Below are 21,985 nucleotides of genomic sequence, written 5' to 3'. Positions count from 1 at the left end.
GTCGCCAGCAGGGAGGTATAATGGTCACGGTGCTGCCGCCGCGTCGCGTCACATCCGCACTTCGCGCTTTCCTTCACAGCGGGGCGTCAGGCGGTCTGTTGCTCATGGCAGCGGCGGCGCTGGCGATGATCGTGGCGAACAGCCCGTTCGCAGAGGATTATTTCCACCTGCTCCACGCCGAGACGGGACCGGTGATCAGCGACAAGCTGGGGCCGATGACGGTGCATCTGTGGATCAACGATGCGCTGATGGCGATCTTCTTCCTGCTCGTCGGGCTCGAGATCAAGCGCGAGTTCGTCGACGGCGAACTGGCCAGTCCGGAGAAGCGCCGCCTGCCGGTGCTGGCCGCGGCGGCGGGCATGATCCTGCCGGCGATGGTCTATCTGTTCGTCACCGGGGCCCAGCCGGCGCTGCTGCGTGGCTGGGCAGTGCCGGCGGCGACCGACATCGCGTTCGCCATCGGCGTGCTTGCGCTGCTCGGCAGCCGCGCGCCGGCCTCGCTCAAGCTGTTCCTCACGACGGTGGCGATCGTCGACGACATGGGCGCGGTCGCGATCATCGCGGTCGCCTATACGGCCAGCATCAACGGCGCCGCCCTGTTCGCCGCGATCGCCGTGCTCGCGGGCATGTGGGGGCTGGCGAGGCTCGGCGTCATCCGCATCTGGCCCTATCTGATCGGCTTTGCGCTGCTGTGGTTCGTCGTGCTGATTTCGGGCGTGCACGCGACGATCGCGGGGGTGCTGGCGGCGCTGATGATCCCGTTGCGCCGTACGCCGGGCACGCCGGACGCCGCCGATTCGACGCTTCACCGCCTGGAACATGCGCTGCACGCCCCCGTCTCCTACGTCGTCGTGCCCCTGTTCGGCTTCGCTAACGCGGGCGTCAGCCTGGCCGGCGTCGGCCTCGACGACGTCTTTGCGCCGCTGCCGCTGGGCATCGCGCTTGGGCTGTTCCTGGGCAAGCAGACGGGAATCTTCGCCACCGTCTGGCTGGCCGCGAAGACCGGCCTCGCACCGCGCCCGGCGCGCGCGACTTGGCCGCAGGTCTATGGCGTTGCGCTGTTGTGCGGTATCGGTTTCACCATGAGCCTGTTCATCGGTGGCCTTGCCTTCGCGGATCCAGCGCAGATCGATGCGGTGAAGATTGGCGTGCTGATGGGCTCGATCGTCTCCGCGCTGGCGGGCTTTGCGGTGCTTCGCTTCGCGCCACGCTTCGTGTGTCCGGACGAATGATCCGGGTCTTCGATCCCCGCCAGTCCGCGCATCGCCCGGCGCGCGAGTTTCACAATGGCGGCTGGAGCGACCATGCCGAGGTACCGTCGCGCGCAGCGACGATTCTCGGGGCGGTGGGGGATGCGGCGCCGGCGGTGGACCATGGCCTCGATCCGATCCTCTCGGTCCATGATGCCGGCTATGTCGATTTCCTCCGCACCGCCCACTCGCGTTGGTTGGCGGCGGGGCGCGAAGGCGAAGCGATCGGCTATGTCTGGCCGGTGGCCCATCGCCGGGCACTGACGCTCAACCGCATCGATGCCGAGCTGGGCCGCTATTCGGCGGATGCGGTCACCCCGATCGGCGCCGACACCTGGAATGCGGCCTATTGGGCGGCACAGACCGCGCTGACCGCGCTCGATCCGCTGCTGGCGGGGGAGGCGCACACCAGCTTCGCGCTGTGCCGGCCCCCCGGCCACCATGCCGGTGCCGACTATCTCGGCGGCTATTGCTACCTCAACAACGCCGCCATCGCCGCGCAGGCCGCGCGCGATCATGGTGCCGGCCGCGTCGCGATCCTCGATCTCGACTATCATCACGGCAACGGCACGCAGGATATCTTCTGGACGCGTGGTGACGTGCCCTTCGTCTCGATCCATGCCGATCCCGCGCAGGACTTCCCCTTCTTCTGGGGCCATGCCGACGAGGTGGGCGAAGGCGCCGGCGAGGGCGCCACGCGCAACCTACTGCTGCCGCACGGCACCGGGCTGGACGCCTATCGCCCGGTGCTCGCCGAGGCGGTCGCCGCGGTGCGGGGCTTCGCGCCCGACCTGCTGGTGGTCAGCTTCGGGGCCGACACCTTCGCCGGCGATCCGATCTGCCATTTTCGGCTCGAAACCGCCGATTATGCCGAACTCGGCGGCACCGTCGCGACACTTGGCCTGCCGACACTGGTGGTGATGGAAGGCGGCTATGCGGTCGATGCGCTGGGGGCCAATGTCGCCTCTTTCCTGAACGGGTTCTGAGGCGCAGGGGCCGCGCGATGGACCGCAGCCGGCTCGATTGGGACGATGTCCGCCTGTTCCTCGCTATTGCCCGCGCCGGCACATTGACCGGCGCCGGCGCGGCGCTGAAGCTCAGCCAGCCGACCGCGGGCCGCCGGTTGCGCGCACTCGAGGCGGCGTGCGGAGTCGCGCTGTTCCAGAGGACCGCCGGCGGGCTGCACCTCACCGACGAGGGTGAGGCGATGCTGATCGGTGCCCAGCGCATGGAGGAAGAGGCGCTGGGCTTGCAGCGCCAGTTCGCCGGCAGCGGCGAGGAAGTGGCCGGGGCGCTGCGCCTGTCGTCCTCCGAATGGTTCGCGCACCTTGTGCTGACCCCGCCGGTCACTGCCTTCACCGCGCGGCATCCGGCGGTGACGGTCGAACTCATCGCCGATTTCCGCCTGCTCAGCCTCGACCGACGCGAGGCGGAACTCGTCTTCCGCTTCAAGCCCTTCGATGCGCCGCACATCGTCCAGCGCCGCTTCACCCATATCCGCTACGGCCTGTTCGCGGCGCCCGCCTATGTCGAGGCGCACGGTTTCCCGGCATCAGGGGCGGATGGAGAGGGCCATCGGCTGGTGATGATGGACAGCCAGTTCGATACGCTGGCCGATGTCCTCTGGCTGCGCCGGCGCTTCCCGCGCGCGCAGATCGCGATCAGGAGCAACAGCCGGGAAGTTCAGGCGGCGGCGGCCGCGTGCGGCGCCGGGCTCGCGGTGCTGCCGGTGCTGCTCGGAGAGACTTACGGACTGATCGCCGAAGCCGACGTCGAAGCGCCGCCCGGCCGCGACATCTGGCTGGGCTATCATGCCGATCTCAAGCGACTGCGGCGGCTGCGCGCGCTGGTCGATCATCTCGTCGAATCGGTTGACGATCCGCTGTGAGGCGGGCGGAGCAGTGACGACCCGCCCGCGCCCAGCTCAGGCGACCGGCGCGGCCGCGGCGGCAGCTTCCAGCGCGGCGATGTCGATGCGCTTCATTTCCATCATCGCCTGCATCGCCCGCTGCGCCTTCGCATGGTCGGGATCGGCGAGCAGTTGCACCAGACGCCGCGGGGTGATCTGCCATGACAGGCCATAGCGATCCTTCACCCAGCCGCATTGCTCGGCCTCAGGCACCGCGGACAAAGCCTCGGTCAGCCGATCCGATTCCGCCTGGTCCTCGGTATAGACCTGTAGCGAGATCGCCTCGTTGAACTTGAACAGCGGCCCGCCGTTGAGCCCGAGATAGGAGCGGCCGGCGAGGGTGAACTCGACGGTGAACACCGCGCCCTCCTCTCCCGAGGGGAAGTCGGCCGGCGCGCGATGAACGGCGTCCACCCGGCTGTCGGGGATGAGCGAGGTGTAAAAGTTTGCAGCCTCCTCGGCGACGCCGTCGAACCACAGGCAGATGGCGATCTTGTCGGTCATGACCGGTCTCCCTCAGCTCTTGCGCGGGCCGGAGAGGCCGAACACCGCACCCTGTGGGTCGGTCGCCGCGAAGGCATAGCTGCCGCCGGGGATCTGCATCGGGTCGGTGTGCGGCTTGCCGCCGCCGGCCTTGATCCGCTCGAACGCGACGTCGATGTCGGGCACGACGAAATAATAGAGCCAGGCCGGGCGGCCGTCCGACGCCTGCACCCGCATAACCGCGCCGATCATCCCTTCGCCATGATTGATGAAGCGATATTCGCCCATTTCCCCCATCGGCATCGCATCGCCCTTCACCCAGTTGAACTGGCTGGTGTAGAAGGCGAGCGCCGCTTCCGGATCGCTGGTCGAAAGTTCGTTCCAGCCGCAATGACCGTCCGCCATCGACATGGCGCCGCTGTCTTCATCGCTGGCGCCGCGCATGACATAGAAGACCGAGCCCTGCGGATCGGCGACCATCGACATCCGACCGACGCCCTCGAGGTCCATCGGCGGCATATGAACGGCACCACCTGCCGCCTTGATCGACTCGACCGCGGCATCGACGTCGTCCACGCCGATATAGCTCAGCCACGCCGGCGGCATGGGCGCGCCTTCGGGCAGCTTCATCAGTCCGCCGACACCGCCGCCATCGGGCGCGGTGAGGATGCGATAGTCCATCGGCGCACCATCGGGCCGCGGCGGGGGCGGCGGGGCGTCCTCGCCATCCTTGCAGCCGAACTGGCCGATCTTCCAGCCGACGACGTCGCTGTAGAAGGCCTGCGCCGCATCGGGATCGCTGGTGAGCAGTTCGTACCAGATGGGGGTGCCGTGAGGATTGGTCATCGTCCGTCTCCTTCGGGTGGGGAGCGGGCAGGTGCGCCCGCCCCCGAGATGTTCAGACGTCGAGAATCGGCGTGAATCCGCCGAAGATCATGCGTTGGCCGTCGAACGGCATCTCGCCATCCGGCTTCATCCGCGGATCCTCCATGACCTTCTTCATGCCTTCGTCGCGCGCAGCCTTGGAAGGCCATTCGACCCAGCTGTAGACCACCGACTCGCCATCTTGGGCCTTCACGGCGCCCTTATAGTCGGTGACCTTGCCGTCCGGCAGATCGTCGCCCCAGGCTTCGATCACGCGGGTCGCGCCGTGTTCCTGGAACAGGCCGGCCGCCTTCGCCGCCATCGCGCGATAGGCTTCCTTGTTGCCGGCGGGCACCGCCACGAGATAGCCGTCGGCATAGCCCATCGTGCCGCCCGATGATTCCTCGACGATCGCGTCGAAACCGCCATAGATCATCCGGCTGCCGTCGAACGGCATCGATTTGCCCATCTCCTCCATGCGAGGATCGGACATGATCTTTTCATGGGCTGCATTGCGCACGGCCTTCGAGGGATATTCGAGCCAAGAGAAGACGACGACCTCGCCCTCTTCCGCCTTCACCGCGCCCTTGAAATCGGTGACCTTGCCGTCCGGCACGTCGTCACCCCAATTCTCGACCATCCGGGTCGCGCCGAATTCCTTGAACAGCGGCGCGGCATCGCTGGCATGCTTGATATAGGCATCCTTGTTGGCCGCCGGCACCGCGGCGACGAAACCTTCCACATAGGTCATCTTCTCTCTCCTTGGGTTTTCGTCAGCGAACGATCGGGAACAGCGCCCTCAGCCGCGGATCGCGCAGCCAGAGGCCGCCCCACATGATGACGCCGAGATAGACGCCGAACAGCACATGGCTGAACAGGGGGCTGCCGACCCGGACATGGGTGGCGACGGCACCGCCGAGATAGGCGGTGAGCAACACCGCGCCGAGCACCGCGGTGCGCGGCCAAGCGTAGAGCAGGATCCCGCTTAGCGACAGAAACGCCAGCAGGCGGATCGTGCCGAGATCGGTCGGCCAGCCCAGCGCGGCCATGGTTTCGGGCACCTGCGGCGGCGGCACGATCTTCATGCCGCCATCCATCAGGAAGAACAGGATGGCGAGGGTGCTCAGCACCCGGCCCGTCCAGATCCCGGCGTCGGCCTTCGCGGGGGCAGGCGTTTCGATCGTCGCGCTGGTCATCGGTCGTCTCCCGGGAAGGCGCAGTTCAGGCGGGCTCGGTCTCGCGCGGGGCGAAGGCGGCCATCGCCGCGTCGACATCCATCCACGCCAGCTCGATGATGTGGCCGTCGAGATCCTCGAAGCTGCGGCCGTACATGAAATGTCCCATCTCCTGTGGCGGCGTCGGATCCGCGGTGCCGCCGGCAGCGATCGCCCTGGCAAGCGTCGCATCGACATCGGCGCGGCTGTCCTCGCTGAGCGCGATCAGCACCTCGCTGGACGTGCGGGCATCGACGATCGTCTTGCTGGTAAAATCCGCATAGCGCTTGTGCGTCATCAGCATGAAGTGGATCGTCTCGGAGAATACCACCATCGAGCAATCCTCGGTGCAGAAGCGCGGGTCGCGCGTCGCCCCGATCGCTTCGTAAAAGGCGGTCGCCTGGGGCACGTCGCTCACGGGCAGGTTCACGAAGATCAGCTTGGCCATCGGACTTTTCCTCTCAATCACGTTCGGGTCAGGTCGAATCGGTTGGCTTGATCCTTGTGCCGGCATGAGTTATTAAAAGCAACTATGAAGTTAGAAAAAGTGACTGAAAACGATCGCAAGGCGGAAAAGCGCTGGTATGACGACGCCTGCGGCACTGCGCTGGCGATGGAGCTTGTCGGCGAACGCTGGTCGTTGCTGATCGTGCGGGAGCTGATGTTCGGACCGCGACGTTTCGGTGAACTGCGCGGCGGGTTGCCGGGAATCAGCGCCAATGTGCTGACGCAGCGGCTGGAAGGCATGGAGGAGGTGGGCATCCTCGTCCGCCGTAAGCTGCCGCCGCCCGCCAATGTGCAGGTCTATGAACTGACCACCTGGGGCTATGAGAGCGAGACCGCGATTCAGGAACTCGGCCGCTGGGCGGTGCGATCGCCGCGCCACGATCCCACGCTGCCGCTCTCGGCCGCCTCGATCATGATGTCGTTCCGCACGATGATCGACCGCAACCGCTCGGGCGAGCGCCCGATGCGAGTCGGCTTCGATATCGCGCCCGACGCCTTCGTCGCAGAGATAGACGCGCAGGGCATCGCCGTCCGTCGCGCCCAGCCCGAGTCGGTCGACCTGCGGCTGGTGGCGCAGCCGCCGGTGCTTGCGGCGATCGTCTATGGCGGGCTGCCGGTGGAAGAAGCCGAGCGTGACGGGGTGCTGACGGTGACGGGGGACCGCGCGCTGCTCGCGCATTTCATCACGCTGTTTCCGCTGCCCCCCAAGACGGGCTGAGCCCTTGGCGGCACAAAAAGCGCTTGCGCCCCCTTTCATTTTCCACGTCGCACGCAGAATAGGGCGTCGACACCCGCGTTCCGCGCGTTAGGGGTGCAGGGAAAGACGAAAGAGCCGATCATGACCGACATCCCCAACGTTCAACCCGATAGCCGCGCAGCCACCGTGCTTGACGCGCCCGACCGGCAGGTGAGCGTGCGCGAGCTGTTCGGGATCGATATCGACATGCAGGTGCCGGCGTTCAGCGAGGCGGACGAACGCGTCCCCGATCTGGATCCCACCTATGTGTTCGATCCGGATACGACGCTGGCCGTGCTCGCGGGCTTCGCACACAACCGCCGCGTCATGATCCAGGGCTATCACGGCACCGGCAAGTCGACGCACATCGAACAGGTGGCGGCGCGCCTCAACTGGCCGTGCATCCGCATCAATCTCGATGCGCATATCAGCCGCATCGACCTGATCGGCCGCGACGCGATCGTGCTGCGTGACGGCCAGCAGGTGACGGAATTCCGTGAAGGCCTGCTGCCCTGGGCGCTGCAGACCCCGACCGCGCTCGTCTTCGACGAATATGATGCCGGCCGCCCGGACGTGATGTTCGTGATCCAGCGCGTGCTGGAGACCGAGGGCAAGCTGACCTTGCTCGACCAGAACCGGGTGATCCGCCCGAGCCCCTGGTTCCGCCTGTTCGCCACTGCCAACACTGTGGGCCTGGGCGACACCAGTGGCCTCTATCACGGCACCCAGCAGATCAACCAGGGCCAGATGGACCGCTGGAACATCGTCGTCACCCTCAACTATCTGCCTGCCGAGGTGGAGTCGCGGATCGTGCTCGCCAAGTCCGGCGAATATGATCACGAGGGCGGCAAGAAGGAGGTCGACAATATGGTGAAGGTGGCGGATCTCACCCGCCAGGGCTTCATCAACGGCGATATCTCCACCGTCATGTCTCCGCGCACGGTGATCACCTGGGCGCAGAACACCTTGATCTTCAAGGATATCGGCTTCGCCTTCCGCCTCTCGTTCCTGAACAAGTGCGACGAGGCCGAACGCCCGCTGGTGGCCGAATATTATCAGCGCGTGTTCGGCAAGGATCTGCCGGAAAGCGTCGCCGGCAAGGTCTGATCCTGCGCATGTCCGGCGGCGGTGCGGTGGAACCCGCTGCCGTCGGCCGTGACCCACAGGATGTTACCCCGTCGCCCGACCATGCATAAGGCTTGGTGATCATGGCCGACCGTTCCCCCCTCGATGATTTCAAGGCCGTGCTCGGCGGGGCCGCGCGCGCGATCGCGCGTGAGCCCGAGGTCGAGCTGACCTTCACTGCGGACGCACCGCTGCAATCCGGCCGGCACATGAAGGTGCCGATGCCTAACCGTTCGCTGCCGGCCGAACAGGTCGCCGAGGCGCGCGGCTTCGCCGATGGCTTCGCGCTCAGGCTTCGGCACCATGACGCAGCGCTCCATGCCCGCGGCGCGCCGTCCGAAGCGGTGGCGCGCGCGGTGTTCGATGCGATCGAGACCGCGCGGGTCGAGGCGCTCGGCGCGCGCTCAATGGCGGGCGTCCGCGCCAATCTGGGCCACGCGCTCGATCTCAAGATCCGCACCGACCCCATCACCCGTGCCCGCGCGCGTGACGAAGTGCCGTTGTCGACCGCGTTGCAACTGATCGTGCGTGAGCGGCTGACCGGTGAACTCCCCCCCGCCGCCGCCGAGCCCGGCCTCGCGATGGTCCGGCAATGGATCGAGGACAAGGGCGGGGCGGATCTCGACGCGCTCGGCCTCGTCGCCGACGATCAGGGCGCCTTCGCCCGGCTCGCCACCCGTCTGCTCGAGGATCTCGAACTGGTCGAGGGCGAACTGACCCCGGACGATGACGAAGGCGGCGAGGATCAGGACGGCGGCGAGGAAGACGAGGCCGACGACCAGACCGACGACGCCGACGAGAATGAAGGCGGCGCCGAAGGCGATGTCGAGATGCGCGCCGAGCCGCAGGACGGCGAGCCTCAGGACGGCGAATCGGACAACCAGCAGGACGAGGCCGAAGGCGACAGCGACGCCGAGCTGGCGGATGCCGGCGAAGAGGGCATGATGCCGGTGCGGCCCAACCGGCCGTTGTCCGATCTTCCACCGCAGTTCGACTATCGTCCCTGGACCACCCAGTTCGACGAAGTCGTCGAGGCGACCGACCTGTGCGACCAGGATGAGCTGACGCGCCTGCGCGCCTATCTCGACCAGCAGCTCGTCCATCTGCAGGGTGCGGTCACCAAGCTCGCCAACCGCCTGCAGCGCCGGTTGATGGCGCAACAGAATCGCAGCTGGGATTTCGACCAGGAGGAAGGGCTGCTCGATGCCGCGCGACTCGCGCGAGTCGTCGTCAGCCCCGGCCAGTCGCTCTCCTACAAGGTCGAGCGCGACACCGAGTTCCGCGACACGGTGGTGACCCTGTTGATCGACAATTCCGGGTCGATGCGCGGTCGCCCGATCTCGATCGCGGCGATCAGCGCGGACATTATGGCGCGCACGCTCGAACGCTGTGGCGTGAAGACCGAGATCCTCGGCTTCACCACCCGCGCCTGGAAGGGCGGGCAGAGCCGCGAGGCCTGGCTCGCTGCCGGCCGCCCGCCGACGCCGGGCCGGCTCAACGATCTGCGCCACATCGTCTACAAGAAGGCCGACGAGCCGTGGCGGCGTGCCAAGAAGTCGCTCGGGCTGATGATGCGCGAGGGGCTGCTCAAGGAGAATATCGACGGCGAGGCGTTGCTCTGGGCGCACAACCGGCTGATCGCCCGGCATGAGGAGCGCCGCATCCTGATGGTGATCAGCGATGGCGCGCCGGTCGACGATTCGACCTTGAGCGTGAACAGCGGCGCCTACCTCGAGCGCCACCTGCGCCAGGTGATCAACTGGATCGAAACGCGATCGCCGGTGGAGCTGGTGGCGATCGGCATCGGCCATGATGTGACGCGCTACTATCAGCGCGCGGTGACGATCATGGATGCCGAGCAGCTCGGCGGCACGATGGTGGAACAGCTCGCCGGGCTGTTCGACACCGAAGCCTGAACGCGAAAGGGCCGGGCTCCTTGCGGAGCCCGGCCCTCTTACAGCCCGGATACGCGGGTTACTGCCCAGATACGCGGGCTGACCGTTGAGCTGGCGGCTGGGTCAGCAGCGGCGGCCATCCGAACGGTCGATCGCCCGGCCCGCGAGCGCGCCGACCGCGCCGCCGATGATCGTGCCTTCGGTCTTGTCGCCCCGACGGGCGACTTCATTGCCGAGCAGGCCGCCGGCGATCGCGCCGATGATGGTGCCGCCCGTGCCATTGTCGCAGCGGCGATAACGATCGCCACGATAGCCACGATAACGGTCGCCGCGGTAGTAATCGCCGCGATAGCCGCGATAACGATCGCCACGATAGCGATCACCGCGATAGTCACGGCCATAATAGCCGTAGCGAACCTGATGATAATAACCGTCGCGCGCCATTGCAGGGGCGGCGGGGATGAGCGTGGCGGCACCCATGGCGATCGCCGCGCCCAGCATCGAAAGCTTCTTGAACATGGGAACCTCCTGTCCGTTCATCTCGATCGGCCGGATGATTCGGCCTCCTGATGCTTGTGTTATGCACCCCGTGTCTTGAGATGATGCTGAACGCGCATGTTAGCCATTGTTCAGCTTGGCTCGTGCCCCACCCGGTGTTTCGGAAATAACAGGCGTTCCGCCAAAAAAATCACGCGGCCGCAAATGGCTGACGCCATGCGGGGCGATTCCGCAAGCGCGGCAGTTGGTCTAGAAGCCCGCCGTGCTCCGCCGCCTGATCCCCGCTTCGCTGCTGCTGCCGCTCGTCCTTGCCCGCTCTGCTCCGGGGCCGATGCCGGTGATGCCCGACCAGCCGATTCGTATCCGGGCGACGCCGGTTGCGCTCGATTCGGCGGACCCCGCGCGACGCCACGTCGGCAGTCTTCACTATCTGGGCGGCTGGTCGCTCACCAGCGACGAGCGCTGGCTGGGCGGCGTCTCCGGTGCGGCGATGGCAAAGGGGGAGATCGTCGCGGTCAGCGATGCCGGCGCGCTCTTCCGAATCGGCATCACCGGCGGGAAACCCGATGGCCGCGGGCATATCCTGCCATTGCCGCAGGGCTGCGGAGACGGCGCGCTCAAGCGTGATCGCGATGCCGAGGCGTTGACGGGGGAGCCGGGGACGAATCGGATCTGGATCAGCCTGGAGCGGCGTAACGCGATCTGTCGTCTCAACGGGCTGCGCCACACCGAGGCGGAGGTGTTTCCGCCGGAGATCGCCGACTGGCCCGAGGCGACGGGAGCAGAGGCGCTGCTGCGCACCGCCGATGGCCGCTTCCTCATCTGGTCCGAATCACCGCTCGGCCGTGATCGCAGCTATAAATTGCTGCGCTTCGATCGCGACCCGGCGGCGCCGGGCATGACGGTGGAGGAAATGGGCTGGCGCGCGCCGCAGGGCTATCGCCCGGTGGATGCCGCGGCGTTACCGGATGGGCGAATCATCGTGCTCCATCGCCGCTTCACCTTCTTCGGATGGTTCAGCGGGGTGCTGACGATCGCCGACCCGAATCAGATGGAGGTCGAACGAATCGTCGAACCGCGCGAGATCGCGCGGTTCGAAGGCTCACTGATTCGAGACAATTACGAGGCGCTGGCAGTGAGTCGCGAGGGCGGACGCACGATCATCTGGATCATGTCCGACAATAACTTCCATTTTCTGGAACGCACGCTGCTCCTGAAGTTTGCGCTGACCGAATAGGTCAGCACGTCCGACGACTCAGGCGCACGAAAAGGACGGCGGCCCGCAATGGGCTGCCGTCCTTTCGAATCCAGATCGGGCAAGGGCACCGCCGAAGCGGCGCCCGCGGCTTAGGCCGCCGCCCGCTTCTTGGAAACTTCGCGCTTCAGGCGACGCGCCTTCAGGCTGAGCTGGTCGTCGCGGGTCTTGAGCAGCCAGTTGTCCAGGCCGCCGACATGCTCGACCGAGCGCAGGCCGTGCGTCGAAACGCGCAGCTTCACGCCCTTTTCGAGCGCTTCGGAGATCAAAGTGACGTTCTGCAGGTTCGGCAGAAACGTACGCTTGGTCTTGTTGTTGGCGTGGGAAACATTGTGTCCCACCTGCCGGCCCTTGCCGGTCAGCTCGCAAATACGCGACATGATCTTCGTCCTGAATTCGGGTTGCCCGGAAAGTGGGCGCGGATAACCGCATCCCGCAGATTCGTCAACCGAAAGGGTCGTTGCGGAAATGAAACCGGAGCAGCCCCTGCGCGTTCAACCGCCCGAGATCCCCTATCGGAGACGCATGATGCGTTCGATACTTTCCATCGTGGTGATTGCGCTCATCGCGCTGATCGTTGCCGTCCAGCTTGACTGGATCCGTATCGACCAGACCAAGCAGGCGCAATTGCCCGCATTCAAGGCGGAGACCGCGGACATCGACATCGGCACCGTCAACAAGACGATCGAGGTGCCCAAGGTCGAGGTGACCAAGCCCGAAGACAAGGCGCCCGAATAACATGGCACTGCTGATCAAGATCATCGCGGCGGTGCTGCTGCCGCCGCTGGGCGTATTCCTCACCCGCGGGCTCGGCAGGGACTTCTGGATAGACGTGATCCTGACCCTGCTCGCCTATATCCCGGGCGCGGTCTACGCGCTCTGGGTGATCATCACCGACAACCGACGGCTGCCCGCCACCGCCTGAGCGTGCTTTCGCGCCAGATCATCGCCGGTTATCAGCCGGCGATGGTCTTTCCATTGCCTGCCCCGATGCGCCGCGCGCTCGACCTGGCCGCCGCTGCCGCTGCCGTCGGCGAAGTGCCGGTAGGCGCGGTGGTGACGTTCGAGGGGCGAATCATCGGCGAGGGCGCCAACGCCACCCGCGCCGGCCATGACCCCACCGCACATGCCGAAATCGTCGCGATTCGCGCTGCCGCGACCGCGCTGGGCGTGGAGCGGCTCGGCGGCTGCGATCTTTGGGTGACGCTCGAACCCTGCGCGATGTGCGCTGGCGCCATCGCCCATGCTCGCATCACCCGGCTCTATTATGGCGCGGGCGATCCCAAGGGCGGCGGCGTCGCGCATGGCCCGCGCATCTTCTCGCAACCGACCACGCACCATCGGCCCGAAGTGCATGACGGCTGGGGCGAGGGTGAGGCCGCTCGCCTGCTGGTCGATTTCTTCGCCGCGCGGCGCGGCTGAAGCTCAATCCGTGGTCGGATAGGTCGCGCGCATGTGCGCCACCGATTGCCGCGCGAAATCCGCGAGTCGATCGGCATCGAGGTCGGACAGGCGGTTGACGTAAAGGCAGCCCTTACCCGCCTTGAGCTTGCCCAGCCCAGCCACCAGCGCATCCGCGCCTTCGAAATCGCGCGCAAAATAGAGCACGAGATTGGCCTTGCGCGGGCTGAAGCCGATCATCGCCATGTCGCCCTCATGCCCGCTGTCATAGCAATAATGATAACTGCCGAACCCGATGATCGCCGGCCCCCACATCTTCGCCGCGCATCCCGTCACCTGTTCGAGCAGGGCGCGCAGCGATTCGGCATCCGTTCGCCGGCGTGGATCGGGCACGGCGGCGAGGAACGTATCGACGCTTGCCGCGCTTGCCTGGGTCTTGATCTCGGCCATCACGCGTCTCCAGTTGTAGCGGGGCCCCGCCGATCCTAAGAGGCGCCCGAATCGGAACGATGAGCGGAACAGGCATGAGCGACAAGATCAACAAGGTGGTGCTGGCATTCTCGGGGGGGCTCGACACCAGCGTCATCCTGAAATGGCTGCAGCAGACCTATGGTTGCGAGGTCATCACCTTCACCGCCGATCTGGGCCAGGGTGAGGAGCTGGAACCGGCACGCGCCAAGGCCGAGCTGATGGGCGTGAAGCCCGAGCACATCTTCATCGACGATCTGCGCGAGGAGTTCGTCAGCGACTATGTGTTCCCGATGATGCGCGCCAACGCGCTCTATGAGGGGCTCTACCTGCTCGGCACCTCGATTGCGCGGCCTCTGATCGCCAAGCGCCAGATCGAGATCGCGAAGAAGCTGGGCGCCGACGCGGTGAGCCATGGCGCCACCGGCAAGGGCAACGACCAGGTCCGCTTCGAGCTCGGCTATTATGCGCTGCAGCCCGACATCAAGGTGATCGCGCCGTGGCGTGAATGGGATCTCACCAGCCGCACCGCGCTGATCGCTTTCGCCGAGCAGCACCAGATCCCGGTTCCCAAGGACAAGCGCGGCGAGAGCCCCTTCTCCACCGATGCCAACATGCTCCACACCTCATCCGAGGGTAAGGTGCTGGAAGATCCGTGGGAGGAGGTGCCGGACTATGTCTATTCGCGCACCGTCAATCCGGAAGATGCGCCCGACGTGCCCGAATTCATCACGATCGATTTCGAGCGTGGCGATGGCGTCGCGATCAACGGCGAGGCCATGAGCCCGGCGACCCTGCTCGAAACGCTCAACGACTATGGCCGCAAGCATGGCATTGGCCGGCTCGACCTCGTCGAGAACCGCTTCGTCGGCATGAAGAGCCGCGGCATGTATGAAACGCCGGGCGGCACCATCTATCACCTCGCGCACCGTGGTATCGAGCAGATCACGCTCGACCGTGGCGCCGCGCACCTCAAGGATGAGCTCGCGCCGCGCTATGCCGAGCTGATCTATAACGGCTTCTGGTTCAGCCCGGAGCGCGAGATGCTGCAGGCGGCGATCGATTATAGCCAGACCAAGGTCACCGGCACCGTCCGCCTCAAGCTCTACAAGGGCGGCGTCTATGTCGTCGGCCGCAAGTCGCCGAACACGCTGTATTCGGAGAAGGTCGTGACCTTCGAGGATGATGCCGGCGCCTATGACCAGCGCGACGCCGCGGGCTTTATCAAGCTCAACGCGCTGCGCCTGCGCCTGCTGGGCCGCCGCGACGCGTGATCGTCAAATCCTCTCCCCGGCGCCCCGCGCCGGGGAGAGGCAATTCATCAATGCCGGAAGTGACGCATTCCGGTGAACACCATCGCCAGCCCGGCCGCATCGGCGGCGGCGATGACTTCTTCGTCGCGGATCGAGCCGCCGGGCTGGATCACCGCGGTGGCACCCGCCTCGACCGCCGCCAGCAGACCGTCGGCGAAGGGGAAGAAGGCGTCGGAGGCGACCGCCGAGCCGATCGTGCGTGGTTCAGCCCAGCCGGCCTTGTCGGCGGCATCCTTGGCCTTCCACGCGGCGATACGCGCCGATTCCAGCCGGTTCATCTGGCCCGCGCCAATGCCCGCGGTCGAGCCGCCCTTGGCGTAGACGATCGCGTTGGACTTCACATGCTTGGCGACGGTCCAGGCGAACAGGCTGTCGGTCAGTTCCTGCTCGGTCGGCGCACGCTTGGTGACGACCTTCAGCATCTCCTGCGTCACCCGGCCATTGTCCCGTGACTGGGCGAGATAGCCGCCGGCGATGCTCTTGATCATCAGGCCGGGCCGCGCCGGATCGGGCAGTTCGCCGGTCAGCAGCAGGCGCAAATTCTTCTTCTTCGCGAAGATCGCACGCGCCTCCTCATCGGCGCCGGGCGCCGCGACGACCTCGGTGAAGATGCCGCTGATCGCTTCCGCCGTCGGGCCGTCGAGCGGGCGGTTGACCGCGATGATGCCGCCGAACGCCGAAACGCTGTCGCAAGCGAGCGCCGCCTCATAGGCTTCGACCAGGGTATCGCCGGTGGCGACGCCGCACGGATTGGCGTGCTTCACGATCACCACGGTCGGGGGGCCGTCGCGGAACTCGCTGACCAGCTCCAGCGCCGCATCGGCGTCGTTATAATTGTTGTAGCTCAGCGCCTTGCCCTGAAGCTGCTCGGCCTGCGCGATGCCGCGGACATGCGGGCCGGCGGGCACGTAGAGCGCCGCCTTCTGGTGCGGATTCTCGCCATAGCGCAGCTCGTCACCGCGATTGGCGGTCAGCGCCAGCATGTCCGGGAAGGTCTGGCCCTGGTCGGCGAAGGCGAACCACTGCGAGATCATCGCGTCGTAGGCGGCGGTCGCCGCATAGGCCTTGGCGGCGAGGCGGCGGCGGAACGCCAGGCTGGTGGCGCCGCCGGTTTCGGCCAGCGCCGCGATCAGTTCGGCATAGTCGGCGGGATCGGTGACGATCGCGACATGGGCATGGTTCTTCGCCGCCGAACGAACCATCGATGGTCCGCCGATGTCGATATTCTCGATAATCTCATCGCGCGCAGCGCCCTTCGCCACGGTCTGCGCGAAGGGGTAGAGGTTGACGACGACGAGGTCGATCGCGCCGATCCCATGTTCCGCCATCGAGGCGAGGTGGGCGGGGTCGTCGCGCACCGCCAGCAGTCCGCCATGGACCTTGGGGTGCAGCGTCTTGACGCGGCCGTCCATCATCTCGGGGAAGCCGGTGAGCTCGGAAATGTCCTTAACCGCGAGCCCGGCGTCGCGCAGCGCTTTCGCGGTGCCGCCGGTGGAGACCAGCTCGACGCCATGGCCGGCCAGCGCCTGCCCCAGCTCGACCAATCCGCTCTTGTCGGACACCGAAAGCAGTGCCCGCGCGATCTTCACGTCCGTCATTTGCTTAAAAACCCTGTCTATTGACCTGCACGTTTGAACACCCAGCCGATGGCGGTGCCGCCGGCATGGGCTTCTCCCGAAATCACCAGCTGCCGCGTCCCCCGCGGCCGCGCCTTGCCGTCCACCCACAGGCTTTCTTCGGTGGAGAGCATGCCGCCATTGCAGCGGAACTGCCATACGGGGCCGCCGGGCACGCGCAGCAGCGCGCCCTGCCCGTCCGCCAGCGCAGAGATCTCGATGCCCGGCGCGAGATGGAAACGCAGCGCGAAGGCCACGCCGTCGCGATGCCGCCGCCCGGTGGGTTCGAGGGCATCGCCGCCGGTCAACTCGCGGCCGTCCGCGCTCAGGTTCAGCGTGCGGCGGTGGATCAGGCCGAAGCGTCGGGCATAGCCGTCATGGCTCGCCTCGAGGCGGCTGCCGCCCTCATTTTCCTGTCGGTCGAGCTCGACCTCGCCCACGCCCTTGCCCAGGCTGCCGTCGGGGTGGATCGCGGTCGAATTATGGTCATTGAGGATGAGGGTCGAATGCGCGGCGGTGGTGCGCAGCCCCTCCGCGAGATCGTCGGGCAGCCAGCCGCCACCCATGCCCGCGCCGCCGCAATTGACGACGATGCGGTGCGGCCCGTCCGAAAGCTCGAAGGCCAGGGTCGAGGCGCAGCCGCCGGTCGCGAGGCGTGACACGGGCGGCGGCGCGGCATCCATGATGACCACGCTGTTGCCCGCCGCCAGCCGCTGATAGCCCCAGTCGCGCGCCTGGCGCAGCGGCCGGGCACGTACGCCGGTGGCGGCGATCGCAGCCTCCACGCGCTCGGGGCCCAGCGGCCCCCCCCCCTGCCAGCTCGCCAGCGCGCCATCGCCGTGCAGCATGCCGAGCAGCGCCGGCACCGCATGATCGAGCGCGGCCTGCGCCGGCTGAAACAGCCGCTCGCGACGGCAGGCATAGACCTGGCGCAGCATCGCCAGCAGCTCAATGGTCTCCAGCAATGCGGCGGGTGACCGGCTGATCAGGCCGCCATCGCTGAAAAAGCCGCTGTCGAGCGCGCGGATGAGCCCTGCTTCGCCGAATGCCCGCCGCGGCTGCCCGCCCGGGATCAACAGCCCGGCGGCGACGACGCCCGCCCATGCCGCGATTCGCGCTGCGCCCGGCGGCGCGCGGTCCGCGCCGCGGTCGAGATGGCGTGCAGTGCGGGCGAGGCCGTTGAGCACTGCCGATCGATAGATCAGGTCGCCCGACGAGAGGATCAGCGGGGCATGCGCCGACCACAGCAGGATGCGGCGCGCGCACAGGTCATAATGCCATGCCGGATCGGAAACCGTGTCGCCATGCGCCGCCAGCCATTTGCGCATGATCGATTCGGCAACGGGCACCGCGGCGGCGCGGGTGCCCGCGGTATCGAGGTCGCGCAGCCAGCCGAATCCGTGGAGATACTCCATCAGCGGCGTCGAGACCTTCAGCTTCGCGAAATCGAGTTCGGCGATCGGCAGCGTCTCGCCGCGCCATGCGATCTCGCCCTTGAGCAGCGCGATGCCCACGCGCGCGTCGCCGGGCATCGGATCCTCGGGAACCGCCACCAGCTTCAGCGGAAAGCGACCGCGCAGGCGCAGCGCATGCAGCGGCGTGCGCCAGGTGAAGCGATGAACCTGATTGGCGAACCGCTCGGTCAGCGACAGGCCTTTGTCGCCCCCCACCCGGATCAGCCGCTTGCCTTCCTCGATGCCGTCGGCGTCCGGCTCGATCGGCTCCCGATCGCTCACCCGCCGCGCAGCGCCCGGATGTTGTCGGCATAGGCGTCGGGGCCGCCGCGGAAGGTGGCGGTGCCGGCGACCAGCACGTCGGCACCGGCTGCGATAGCGCGGGGCGCGGTGGCGCGATCGATGCCGCCATCCACCTGCAGCCGGATCGGCTTGCCGGTCTTGTCGATCATCTTGCGGATCGCCTCGATCTTGCGGAGCTGGCTTTCGATGAAGCTCTGCCCGCCGAAGCCGGGATTGACGCTCATCACCAGCACGAGGTCGACCTCTTCGATCAGATAGTCGAGCATCTTCGCGGGCGTGGCGGGGTTGAGCACGACGCCGGCCTGCTTGCCGAGCGCCTTGATCGCCTGCACGCTGCGATGGACGTGCGGGCCCGCTTCGGGATGGACGGTGAGGATATCGGCTCCCGCCTCGGCGAACGCCTCCAGGAAGGCATCGACCGGCGAAATCATCAGATGCACGTCGAGCGGCTTGGTCGTGTGCGGGCGCAGCGCCTTCACCACGCCCGGCCCGATCGTGATGTTGGGCACGAAATGGCCGTCCATCACGTCGACATGAATCCAGTCGGCGCCGGCCGCGTCGATCGCGCGAACCTCCTCACCCAGCCGGGCGAAGTCGGCGGACAGGATCGATGGCGCGATGAGGATGGGGGAACTGGTCATTGGCCGCGTCCCTAGCCCCGCGATTCGGGCGGTTCAAGCAGCACGCCGCATCCGTGCGATGAAGAAACCGTCCAATCCGCCCTGCTGCGCGAGCATGCCCGGCAGGGTGCGGACGGAGCCGTCATCTCGGGGTGCGATGCCGGCGGGCAGCTCGTCGGTGGCGACCGGGTCGATCGCGTAGTCGGGATGTGCCGCAAGGAAGCGTGCGAGCTGATCCTCGCCCTCGGCGGGCTCCAGCGAGCAGGTCGCGTAGACCAGCACGCCGCCCGGCTTCACCCAGTCGGCGACGCGATCGAGCATCGTCGTCTGCACTTCGGCCGCCTGTTTGATCGCCGAAGGCCGTGCGCGGTGGAGCACGTCAGGGTGACGGCGGAAGATGCCGGTCGCGCTGCACGGGGCGTCGAGCAACACGGCATCGGCAGGGGCCGGCGGCGCGAACGCCATGACATCGGCCTCGACCAGATCGGCGGACAGGCCGGTGCGCTCAAGATTCTCACGCAGTCGGCCAAGGCGCGGGCCCGAGGACTCGACCGCGGTGACCGCCCAACCCGCAGCGGCGAGCTGCATCGTCTTGCCGCCCGGCGCGGCGCACAGATCGAGCACCGTCCGCCCCTCGCCGCTGCCCAGCAGGCGGGCGGGAATCGCGGCAGCCAGATCCTGCACCCACCATGCGCCCTCGGCATAGCCCGGCAGTTCGCGCACCGGCGTGCCCGCGGGCAGCCGCAGATGGTTGGGGGCGAGCATCTGCGCCTCAGCGATCTCGGGCGCATCGCCCCGGCCGATGAGAAGGTCGATCGGCGCAGGACGGGCGATCGCCGCCTCCGCCGCCGCGATCATCTCGCCGCCCCATGCGGGGCCCCAGCGCATCGCGACCTGCGGCAGCAATGTCGGCGGCTCGGGCAATGTCGCGTTCCGCCGCATCACCGTGCCGAACACGCCATGGACCAGCCGGCGGGGGCCGCCATCCACCAGCGGCAATGTCGTCGAGATCGCGGCGTGCGGCGGCGTTCCGAGCACCAGCGCCTGCGCGAAGGCGATGCGCAGCACGAACCGGGCCTTGGCGTCGTCGGCCAGGCGCTGGCGCGTCGCCGAATCGATCAGCTCGTCGAGATCGGTCAGCCGGCGAAGCACCGTCGCGGCGATGGCATGCGCCAGCGCGCGATCCGAGTCGTTGCTGATCCCGCGCGTCGCGCCGTCGAGCGCCGCTTCCAGCGGCAGGCCCTGGCGCAATATGGCGTCGAGTAGCCGCAGCGCCGCACGGCGGGCGGGAACCCCCGCCCCTTCTTCTCTGGTGGTCATCGCCGAGCCCATCGGCCCAAAGCGCGGCGGCATAAAGCCCCTTGCAACAAAATTGTCGCCAAGCCGGTGCCGAAGGGGGTCAACGCCGGTGTGGATCGAGGGCCGAACGGCGGCGCGGTGGGGGAGCCCCGTCGCGTCCGGCGATCTCCTGCAGCGCGGCGATGCGGTCCTCGGTCGCGGGATGCGTCGAGAAAAGGCCCGAGAGCGCGGGCACGATATAGAGCTGCGCGGTGGCGGGATTGCGCGCCACCACCGGGCTCGGCACCTGCCGTGCCCCCGCCGCTAGCTTGGCCAGCGCCGAGGCGAGCGCGCGCGGCTTGCCCGAAATCTCGGCACCGCCCCGATCCGCGCCATATTCGCGCGCCCGGCTGATCGCGAGTTGGACAATCATCGCGGCGAACGGCGCGACCAGAACCGCGAGCAAGGTTGCCAGCGCGTTGGTGCGATGGTCGCCTCGGAAGAACAGCCCGAAATTGGCGATCATCGAAATGGCGCCGGCGATCGTTGCAACCATCGTCATCACCAGCGTGTCGCGGCTGCGGACATGCGCCAGTTCATGCGCCATCACGCCCTCGATCTCGTCGCGGTTGAGGAGGCCGAGCAGCCCGGTGGTCGCGGCGACGGCGGCATGCTCCGGATCGCGGCCGGTGGCGAAGGCGTTGGGATGCGGGCTGGCGATCACATAGACGCGCGGATTGGGCAGCCCGGCGCGCCGCGCGAGCCGGTGGACGAGCCCGACCAGCTCGGGGCAGGACCGGATATCGACTTCCTTGGCGTTGTGCATCGAAAGCACGATGCGATCGGCGTTCCAGTAGGTGAACAGGTTCATGCCCCCGGCCACCATCAGCGCCAGCACCGCGCCACGCGGGCCGCCGATGGCCAGGCCGACACCCATGAACAGGGCGGTCAGCGCGGCCAGCAACATGCCCGTCTTCATACCGTTCACTTGGCAAATACCTCCTGACCGACAATGTGGGGATCATTCGACCCGCTTCAATCAGTCAGGAGCTCGCACATGGCCGGCCAGCGCCCCGCCCACCTCAAGCCGCCCGCGCACCTTTCCAAAAGTCCGCCGGTGCCGCAGCCCGATCCCATCGACGCGCCGCCGCGGATCGATCCGGGCGATACGAACAACCCGACGCGCTACGGCGACTGGGTTTCGAAGGGGATCGCGATCGATTTTTGAGGAGCCAGACGGCGATGCCTAGCGCCAGCCCAGGAAATCCAGCTTGCCGAGCGGCACGCCCCGATGGCGGAGCACGTCGTACGCCGTGGTCAGATGGAAATAGAAATTGGGCAGCGCGAAGGTCAGCACATAGGACGTCCCCGTGAAGGCGCGCTCGCCGCCACCCGCCTTGAGCGTCACGGTCTTGTCCTCGCTCGCGTCGATCGCCGCCGCGTCGGCCTGTTCGAGATAGGCGATCGTCGCCTCGATGCGGCTGCGCAGTTCGGCGAAGCTCTGTTCGGTATCGGGCATTGACAGCGCCTCACCCGCGCCCAGCCGGGTGACGAGGAAGCGCGCAGTGTCGCTGGCGCGCTGCACCTGTCCCGAAAACGGCATCATGTCGTCATGCAGCCGGGCCTGAACGAGGTCGTCCTCGGCCAGCCCCTCCTTCGCCAGATGGGATTCGGCGATCGCGATGAACCCCGCCAGGTGGCGAAGGCCTGCGACGAGCGGCGGAATGCTGATCTGATATAGCGTGGGCACGGCGGGTCTCCTGCGAGGAAATCTCGGGTCGATTCCGGTGGCGAAG

General features: G+C 67.2%; 26 protein-coding genes. 12 read left to right on the top strand and 14 right to left on the bottom strand.

The features are described 5' to 3' along the window. Positions 1–20 precede the first annotated feature (20 nt). The 3 genes from nhaA to FHS96_RS09425 are packed head-to-tail and all read left to right on the top strand — an operon-like array spanning position 21 to position 3,138. On the top strand, positions 21–1,232 hold the full coding sequence (nhaA, locus tag FHS96_RS09435) for a Na+/H+ antiporter NhaA (RefSeq protein ID WP_429589913.1): 1,212 nt from the start codon (positions 21–23) through the stop codon (positions 1,230–1,232). Next, entirely contained in the window at positions 1,229–2,236 is a 1,008-nt protein-coding gene (locus tag FHS96_RS09430) for a histone deacetylase family protein (protein ID WP_429589910.1), read from the top strand. Before nhaA ends, FHS96_RS09430 begins: the two co-directional genes overlap by 4 nt. 17 nt (positions 2,237–2,253) lie before the next feature. Beyond that, positions 2,254–3,138: a LysR family transcriptional regulator gene (locus tag FHS96_RS09425; RefSeq protein ID WP_429589907.1), complete on the top strand. Its 885-nt coding sequence runs from the start codon at positions 2,254–2,256 to the stop codon at positions 3,136–3,138. 36 nt (positions 3,139–3,174) lie between these two features. Here FHS96_RS09425 and FHS96_RS09420 read toward each other — a convergent pair whose 3' ends face one another. The 5 genes from FHS96_RS09420 to FHS96_RS09400 are packed head-to-tail and all read right to left on the bottom strand — an operon-like array spanning position 3,175 to position 6,168. Next, positions 3,175–3,663, bottom strand: coding sequence for a VOC family protein (locus FHS96_RS09420; protein WP_429589904.1), 489 nt, complete (start codon positions 3,661–3,663; stop codon positions 3,175–3,177). Between the two features lie 12 nt (positions 3,664–3,675). After that, positions 3,676–4,488 (bottom strand): VOC family protein, encoded by an 813-nt coding sequence (locus FHS96_RS09415; RefSeq protein ID WP_429589901.1) that lies wholly within the window; start codon positions 4,486–4,488, stop codon positions 3,676–3,678. A 52-nt stretch (positions 4,489–4,540) separates the two neighbouring features. Next, complete coding sequence (locus FHS96_RS09410) at positions 4,541–5,257, bottom strand: DUF1428 domain-containing protein (RefSeq protein WP_429589898.1); 717 nt, start codon at positions 5,255–5,257, stop codon at positions 4,541–4,543. Positions 5,258–5,279: 22 nt separating this feature from the next. Beyond that, positions 5,280–5,702 carry a DoxX family protein gene (locus tag FHS96_RS09405; RefSeq protein WP_429589895.1) on the bottom strand — a complete coding sequence of 141 codons (423 nt, stop codon included), beginning with the start codon at positions 5,700–5,702 and terminating at the stop codon, positions 5,280–5,282. A gap of 25 nt (positions 5,703–5,727) precedes the next feature. After that, complete coding sequence (locus tag FHS96_RS09400; RefSeq protein ID WP_429589892.1) at positions 5,728–6,168, bottom strand: VOC family protein; 441 nt, start codon at positions 6,166–6,168, stop codon at positions 5,728–5,730. Positions 6,169–6,267: 99 nt separating this feature from the next. Here FHS96_RS09400 and FHS96_RS09395 point away from each other — a divergent pair, with 99 nt between their 5' ends. From FHS96_RS09395 to cobT, 3 genes are all read left to right on the top strand, one after another. Beyond that, a complete protein-coding gene (locus FHS96_RS09395; RefSeq protein ID WP_429589890.1) occupies positions 6,268–6,945 on the top strand; it encodes a winged helix-turn-helix transcriptional regulator in 678 nt (225 codons plus the stop codon). Between the two features lie 120 nt (positions 6,946–7,065). After that, positions 7,066–8,070: a cobaltochelatase subunit CobS gene (gene cobS, locus FHS96_RS09390; RefSeq protein ID WP_429589887.1), complete on the top strand. Its 1,005-nt coding sequence runs from the start codon at positions 7,066–7,068 to the stop codon at positions 8,068–8,070. A 101-nt stretch (positions 8,071–8,171) separates the two neighbouring features. Next, on the top strand, positions 8,172–10,004 hold the full coding sequence (cobT, locus tag FHS96_RS09385; protein WP_429589884.1) for a cobaltochelatase subunit CobT: 1,833 nt from the start codon (positions 8,172–8,174) through the stop codon (positions 10,002–10,004). 102 nt (positions 10,005–10,106) lie between these two features. Here the strand turns inward: cobT and FHS96_RS09380 are convergent, their stop codons facing one another. Then, positions 10,107–10,502, bottom strand: a complete 396-nt coding sequence (locus tag FHS96_RS09380; RefSeq protein ID WP_429589881.1) for a glycine zipper 2TM domain-containing protein — start codon at positions 10,500–10,502, stop codon at positions 10,107–10,109. A gap of 241 nt (positions 10,503–10,743) precedes the next feature. On the opposite strand from FHS96_RS09380, the gene FHS96_RS09375 reads away from it, so the two are divergent. Beyond that, complete coding sequence (locus FHS96_RS09375; protein ID WP_429589878.1) at positions 10,744–11,718, top strand: esterase-like activity of phytase family protein; 975 nt, start codon at positions 10,744–10,746, stop codon at positions 11,716–11,718. A gap of 110 nt (positions 11,719–11,828) precedes the next feature. Here the strand turns inward: FHS96_RS09375 and rpmB are convergent, their stop codons facing one another. Further along, a complete protein-coding gene (gene rpmB, locus FHS96_RS09370) occupies positions 11,829–12,116 on the bottom strand; it encodes a 50S ribosomal protein L28 (RefSeq protein WP_429589875.1) in 288 nt (95 codons plus the stop codon). A gap of 145 nt (positions 12,117–12,261) precedes the next feature. Between rpmB and FHS96_RS09365 the strand changes: the two genes are divergently transcribed. From FHS96_RS09365 to FHS96_RS09355, 3 genes are read left to right on the top strand one after another with little or no spacing between them, the layout of a single operon-like run. After that, positions 12,262–12,474, top strand: a complete 213-nt coding sequence (locus FHS96_RS09365; protein ID WP_429589872.1) for a hypothetical protein — start codon at positions 12,262–12,264, stop codon at positions 12,472–12,474. A 1-nt stretch (position 12,475) separates the two neighbouring features. Continuing rightward, complete coding sequence (locus FHS96_RS09360; RefSeq protein WP_429589869.1) at positions 12,476–12,661, top strand: YqaE/Pmp3 family membrane protein; 186 nt, start codon at positions 12,476–12,478, stop codon at positions 12,659–12,661. Between the two features lie 41 nt (positions 12,662–12,702). Continuing rightward, complete coding sequence (locus FHS96_RS09355) at positions 12,703–13,158, top strand: nucleoside deaminase (RefSeq protein WP_429589867.1); 456 nt, start codon at positions 12,703–12,705, stop codon at positions 13,156–13,158. A gap of 3 nt (positions 13,159–13,161) precedes the next feature. On the opposite strand, the gene FHS96_RS09350 is transcribed toward FHS96_RS09355, so the two are convergent. Then, positions 13,162–13,587: a DUF1801 domain-containing protein gene (locus FHS96_RS09350; protein WP_429589864.1), complete on the bottom strand. Its 426-nt coding sequence runs from the start codon at positions 13,585–13,587 to the stop codon at positions 13,162–13,164. A gap of 74 nt (positions 13,588–13,661) precedes the next feature. Here FHS96_RS09350 and FHS96_RS09345 point away from each other — a divergent pair, with 74 nt between their 5' ends. Further along, positions 13,662–14,879 carry an argininosuccinate synthase gene (locus FHS96_RS09345; RefSeq protein WP_429589861.1) on the top strand — a complete coding sequence of 406 codons (1,218 nt, stop codon included), beginning with the start codon at positions 13,662–13,664 and terminating at the stop codon, positions 14,877–14,879. Between the two features lie 47 nt (positions 14,880–14,926). Here FHS96_RS09345 and purH read toward each other — a convergent pair whose 3' ends face one another. The 5 genes from purH to FHS96_RS09320 form a co-directional block, all read right to left on the bottom strand. Further along, the gene (purH, locus tag FHS96_RS09340; protein ID WP_429589858.1) at positions 14,927–16,516 is read right to left on the bottom strand and encodes a bifunctional phosphoribosylaminoimidazolecarboxamide formyltransferase/IMP cyclohydrolase; all 1,590 of its coding nucleotides are present in this window, start codon (positions 16,514–16,516) and stop codon (positions 14,927–14,929) included. Positions 16,517–16,533: 17 nt separating this feature from the next. Then, positions 16,534–18,270 (bottom strand): heparinase II/III family protein, encoded by a 1,737-nt coding sequence (locus tag FHS96_RS09335; RefSeq protein WP_429589855.1) that lies wholly within the window; start codon positions 18,268–18,270, stop codon positions 16,534–16,536. Next, entirely contained in the window at positions 18,267–18,932 is a 666-nt protein-coding gene (gene rpe / locus FHS96_RS09330) for a ribulose-phosphate 3-epimerase (protein ID WP_429589852.1), read from the bottom strand. Before rpe ends, FHS96_RS09335 begins: the two co-directional genes overlap by 4 nt. 33 nt (positions 18,933–18,965) lie before the next feature. Continuing rightward, positions 18,966–20,231 (bottom strand): RsmB/NOP family class I SAM-dependent RNA methyltransferase, encoded by a 1,266-nt coding sequence (locus tag FHS96_RS09325; protein WP_429589849.1) that lies wholly within the window; start codon positions 20,229–20,231, stop codon positions 18,966–18,968. Between the two features lie 79 nt (positions 20,232–20,310). Beyond that, on the bottom strand, positions 20,311–21,177 hold the full coding sequence (locus FHS96_RS09320; protein ID WP_429589846.1) for a M48 family metalloprotease: 867 nt from the start codon (positions 21,175–21,177) through the stop codon (positions 20,311–20,313). A 69-nt stretch (positions 21,178–21,246) separates the two neighbouring features. On the opposite strand from FHS96_RS09320, the gene FHS96_RS09315 reads away from it, so the two are divergent. After that, positions 21,247–21,417, top strand: coding sequence for a DUF1674 domain-containing protein (locus FHS96_RS09315; protein ID WP_429589843.1), 171 nt, complete (start codon positions 21,247–21,249; stop codon positions 21,415–21,417). Between the two features lie 18 nt (positions 21,418–21,435). Here the strand turns inward: FHS96_RS09315 and FHS96_RS09310 are convergent, their stop codons facing one another. Next, positions 21,436–21,939: a DUF1993 domain-containing protein gene (locus tag FHS96_RS09310; RefSeq protein WP_429589840.1), complete on the bottom strand. Its 504-nt coding sequence runs from the start codon at positions 21,937–21,939 to the stop codon at positions 21,436–21,438. Between the last annotated feature and the right edge of the window lie 46 nt (positions 21,940–21,985).

The sequence above is a fragment of the Sphingomonas zeicaulis genome (assembly GCF_050433225.1).
GTDB lineage: Bacteria > Pseudomonadota > Alphaproteobacteria > Sphingomonadales > Sphingomonadaceae > Sphingomonas_D > Sphingomonas_D zeicaulis.
The sequence above is the reverse complement of the archived record's forward strand: the minus strand, read 5'-3'. Positions and strand labels throughout refer to the sequence as shown.

What these genes read in the sequence shown, in the direction of transcription:
- nhaA (WP_429589913.1), top strand. Translation starts at nt 21, where the DNA reads ATGGTCACGGTGCTGCCGCCGCGTCGCGTCACATCCGCACTTCGCGCT.
- FHS96_RS09430 (WP_429589910.1), top strand. Translation starts at nt 1,229, where the DNA reads ATGATCCGGGTCTTCGATCCCCGCCAGTCCGCGCATCGCCCGGCGCGC.
- FHS96_RS09425 (WP_429589907.1), top strand. Translation starts at nt 2,254, where the DNA reads ATGGACCGCAGCCGGCTCGATTGGGACGATGTCCGCCTGTTCCTCGCT.
- FHS96_RS09420 (WP_429589904.1), bottom strand. Translation starts at nt 3,663, where the DNA reads ATGACCGACAAGATCGCCATCTGCCTGTGGTTCGACGGCGTCGCCGAG.
- FHS96_RS09415 (WP_429589901.1), bottom strand. Translation starts at nt 4,488, where the DNA reads ATGACCAATCCTCACGGCACCCCCATCTGGTACGAACTGCTCACCAGC.
- FHS96_RS09410 (WP_429589898.1), bottom strand. Translation starts at nt 5,257, where the DNA reads ATGACCTATGTGGAAGGTTTCGTCGCCGCGGTGCCGGCGGCCAACAAG.
- FHS96_RS09405 (WP_429589895.1), bottom strand. Translation starts at nt 5,702, where the DNA reads ATGACCAGCGCGACGATCGAAACGCCTGCCCCCGCGAAGGCCGACGCC.
- FHS96_RS09400 (WP_429589892.1), bottom strand. Translation starts at nt 6,168, where the DNA reads ATGGCCAAGCTGATCTTCGTGAACCTGCCCGTGAGCGACGTGCCCCAG.
- cobS (WP_429589887.1), top strand. Translation starts at nt 7,066, where the DNA reads ATGACCGACATCCCCAACGTTCAACCCGATAGCCGCGCAGCCACCGTG.
- cobT (WP_429589884.1), top strand. Translation starts at nt 8,172, where the DNA reads ATGGCCGACCGTTCCCCCCTCGATGATTTCAAGGCCGTGCTCGGCGGG.
- FHS96_RS09380 (WP_429589881.1), bottom strand. Translation starts at nt 10,502, where the DNA reads ATGTTCAAGAAGCTTTCGATGCTGGGCGCGGCGATCGCCATGGGTGCC.
- rpmB (WP_429589875.1), bottom strand. Translation starts at nt 12,116, where the DNA reads ATGTCGCGTATTTGCGAGCTGACCGGCAAGGGCCGGCAGGTGGGACAC.
- FHS96_RS09365 (WP_429589872.1), top strand. Translation starts at nt 12,262, where the DNA reads ATGATGCGTTCGATACTTTCCATCGTGGTGATTGCGCTCATCGCGCTG.
- FHS96_RS09360 (WP_429589869.1), top strand. Translation starts at nt 12,476, where the DNA reads ATGGCACTGCTGATCAAGATCATCGCGGCGGTGCTGCTGCCGCCGCTG.
- FHS96_RS09355 (WP_429589867.1), top strand. Translation starts at nt 12,703, where the DNA reads ATGGTCTTTCCATTGCCTGCCCCGATGCGCCGCGCGCTCGACCTGGCC.
- FHS96_RS09350 (WP_429589864.1), bottom strand. Translation starts at nt 13,587, where the DNA reads ATGGCCGAGATCAAGACCCAGGCAAGCGCGGCAAGCGTCGATACGTTC.
- FHS96_RS09345 (WP_429589861.1), top strand. Translation starts at nt 13,662, where the DNA reads ATGAGCGACAAGATCAACAAGGTGGTGCTGGCATTCTCGGGGGGGCTC.
- purH (WP_429589858.1), bottom strand. Translation starts at nt 16,516, where the DNA reads ATGACGGACGTGAAGATCGCGCGGGCACTGCTTTCGGTGTCCGACAAG.
- rpe (WP_429589852.1), bottom strand. Translation starts at nt 18,932, where the DNA reads ATGACCAGTTCCCCCATCCTCATCGCGCCATCGATCCTGTCCGCCGAC.
- FHS96_RS09325 (WP_429589849.1), bottom strand. Translation starts at nt 20,231, where the DNA reads ATGACCACCAGAGAAGAAGGGGCGGGGGTTCCCGCCCGCCGTGCGGCG.
- FHS96_RS09315 (WP_429589843.1), top strand. Translation starts at nt 21,247, where the DNA reads ATGGCCGGCCAGCGCCCCGCCCACCTCAAGCCGCCCGCGCACCTTTCC.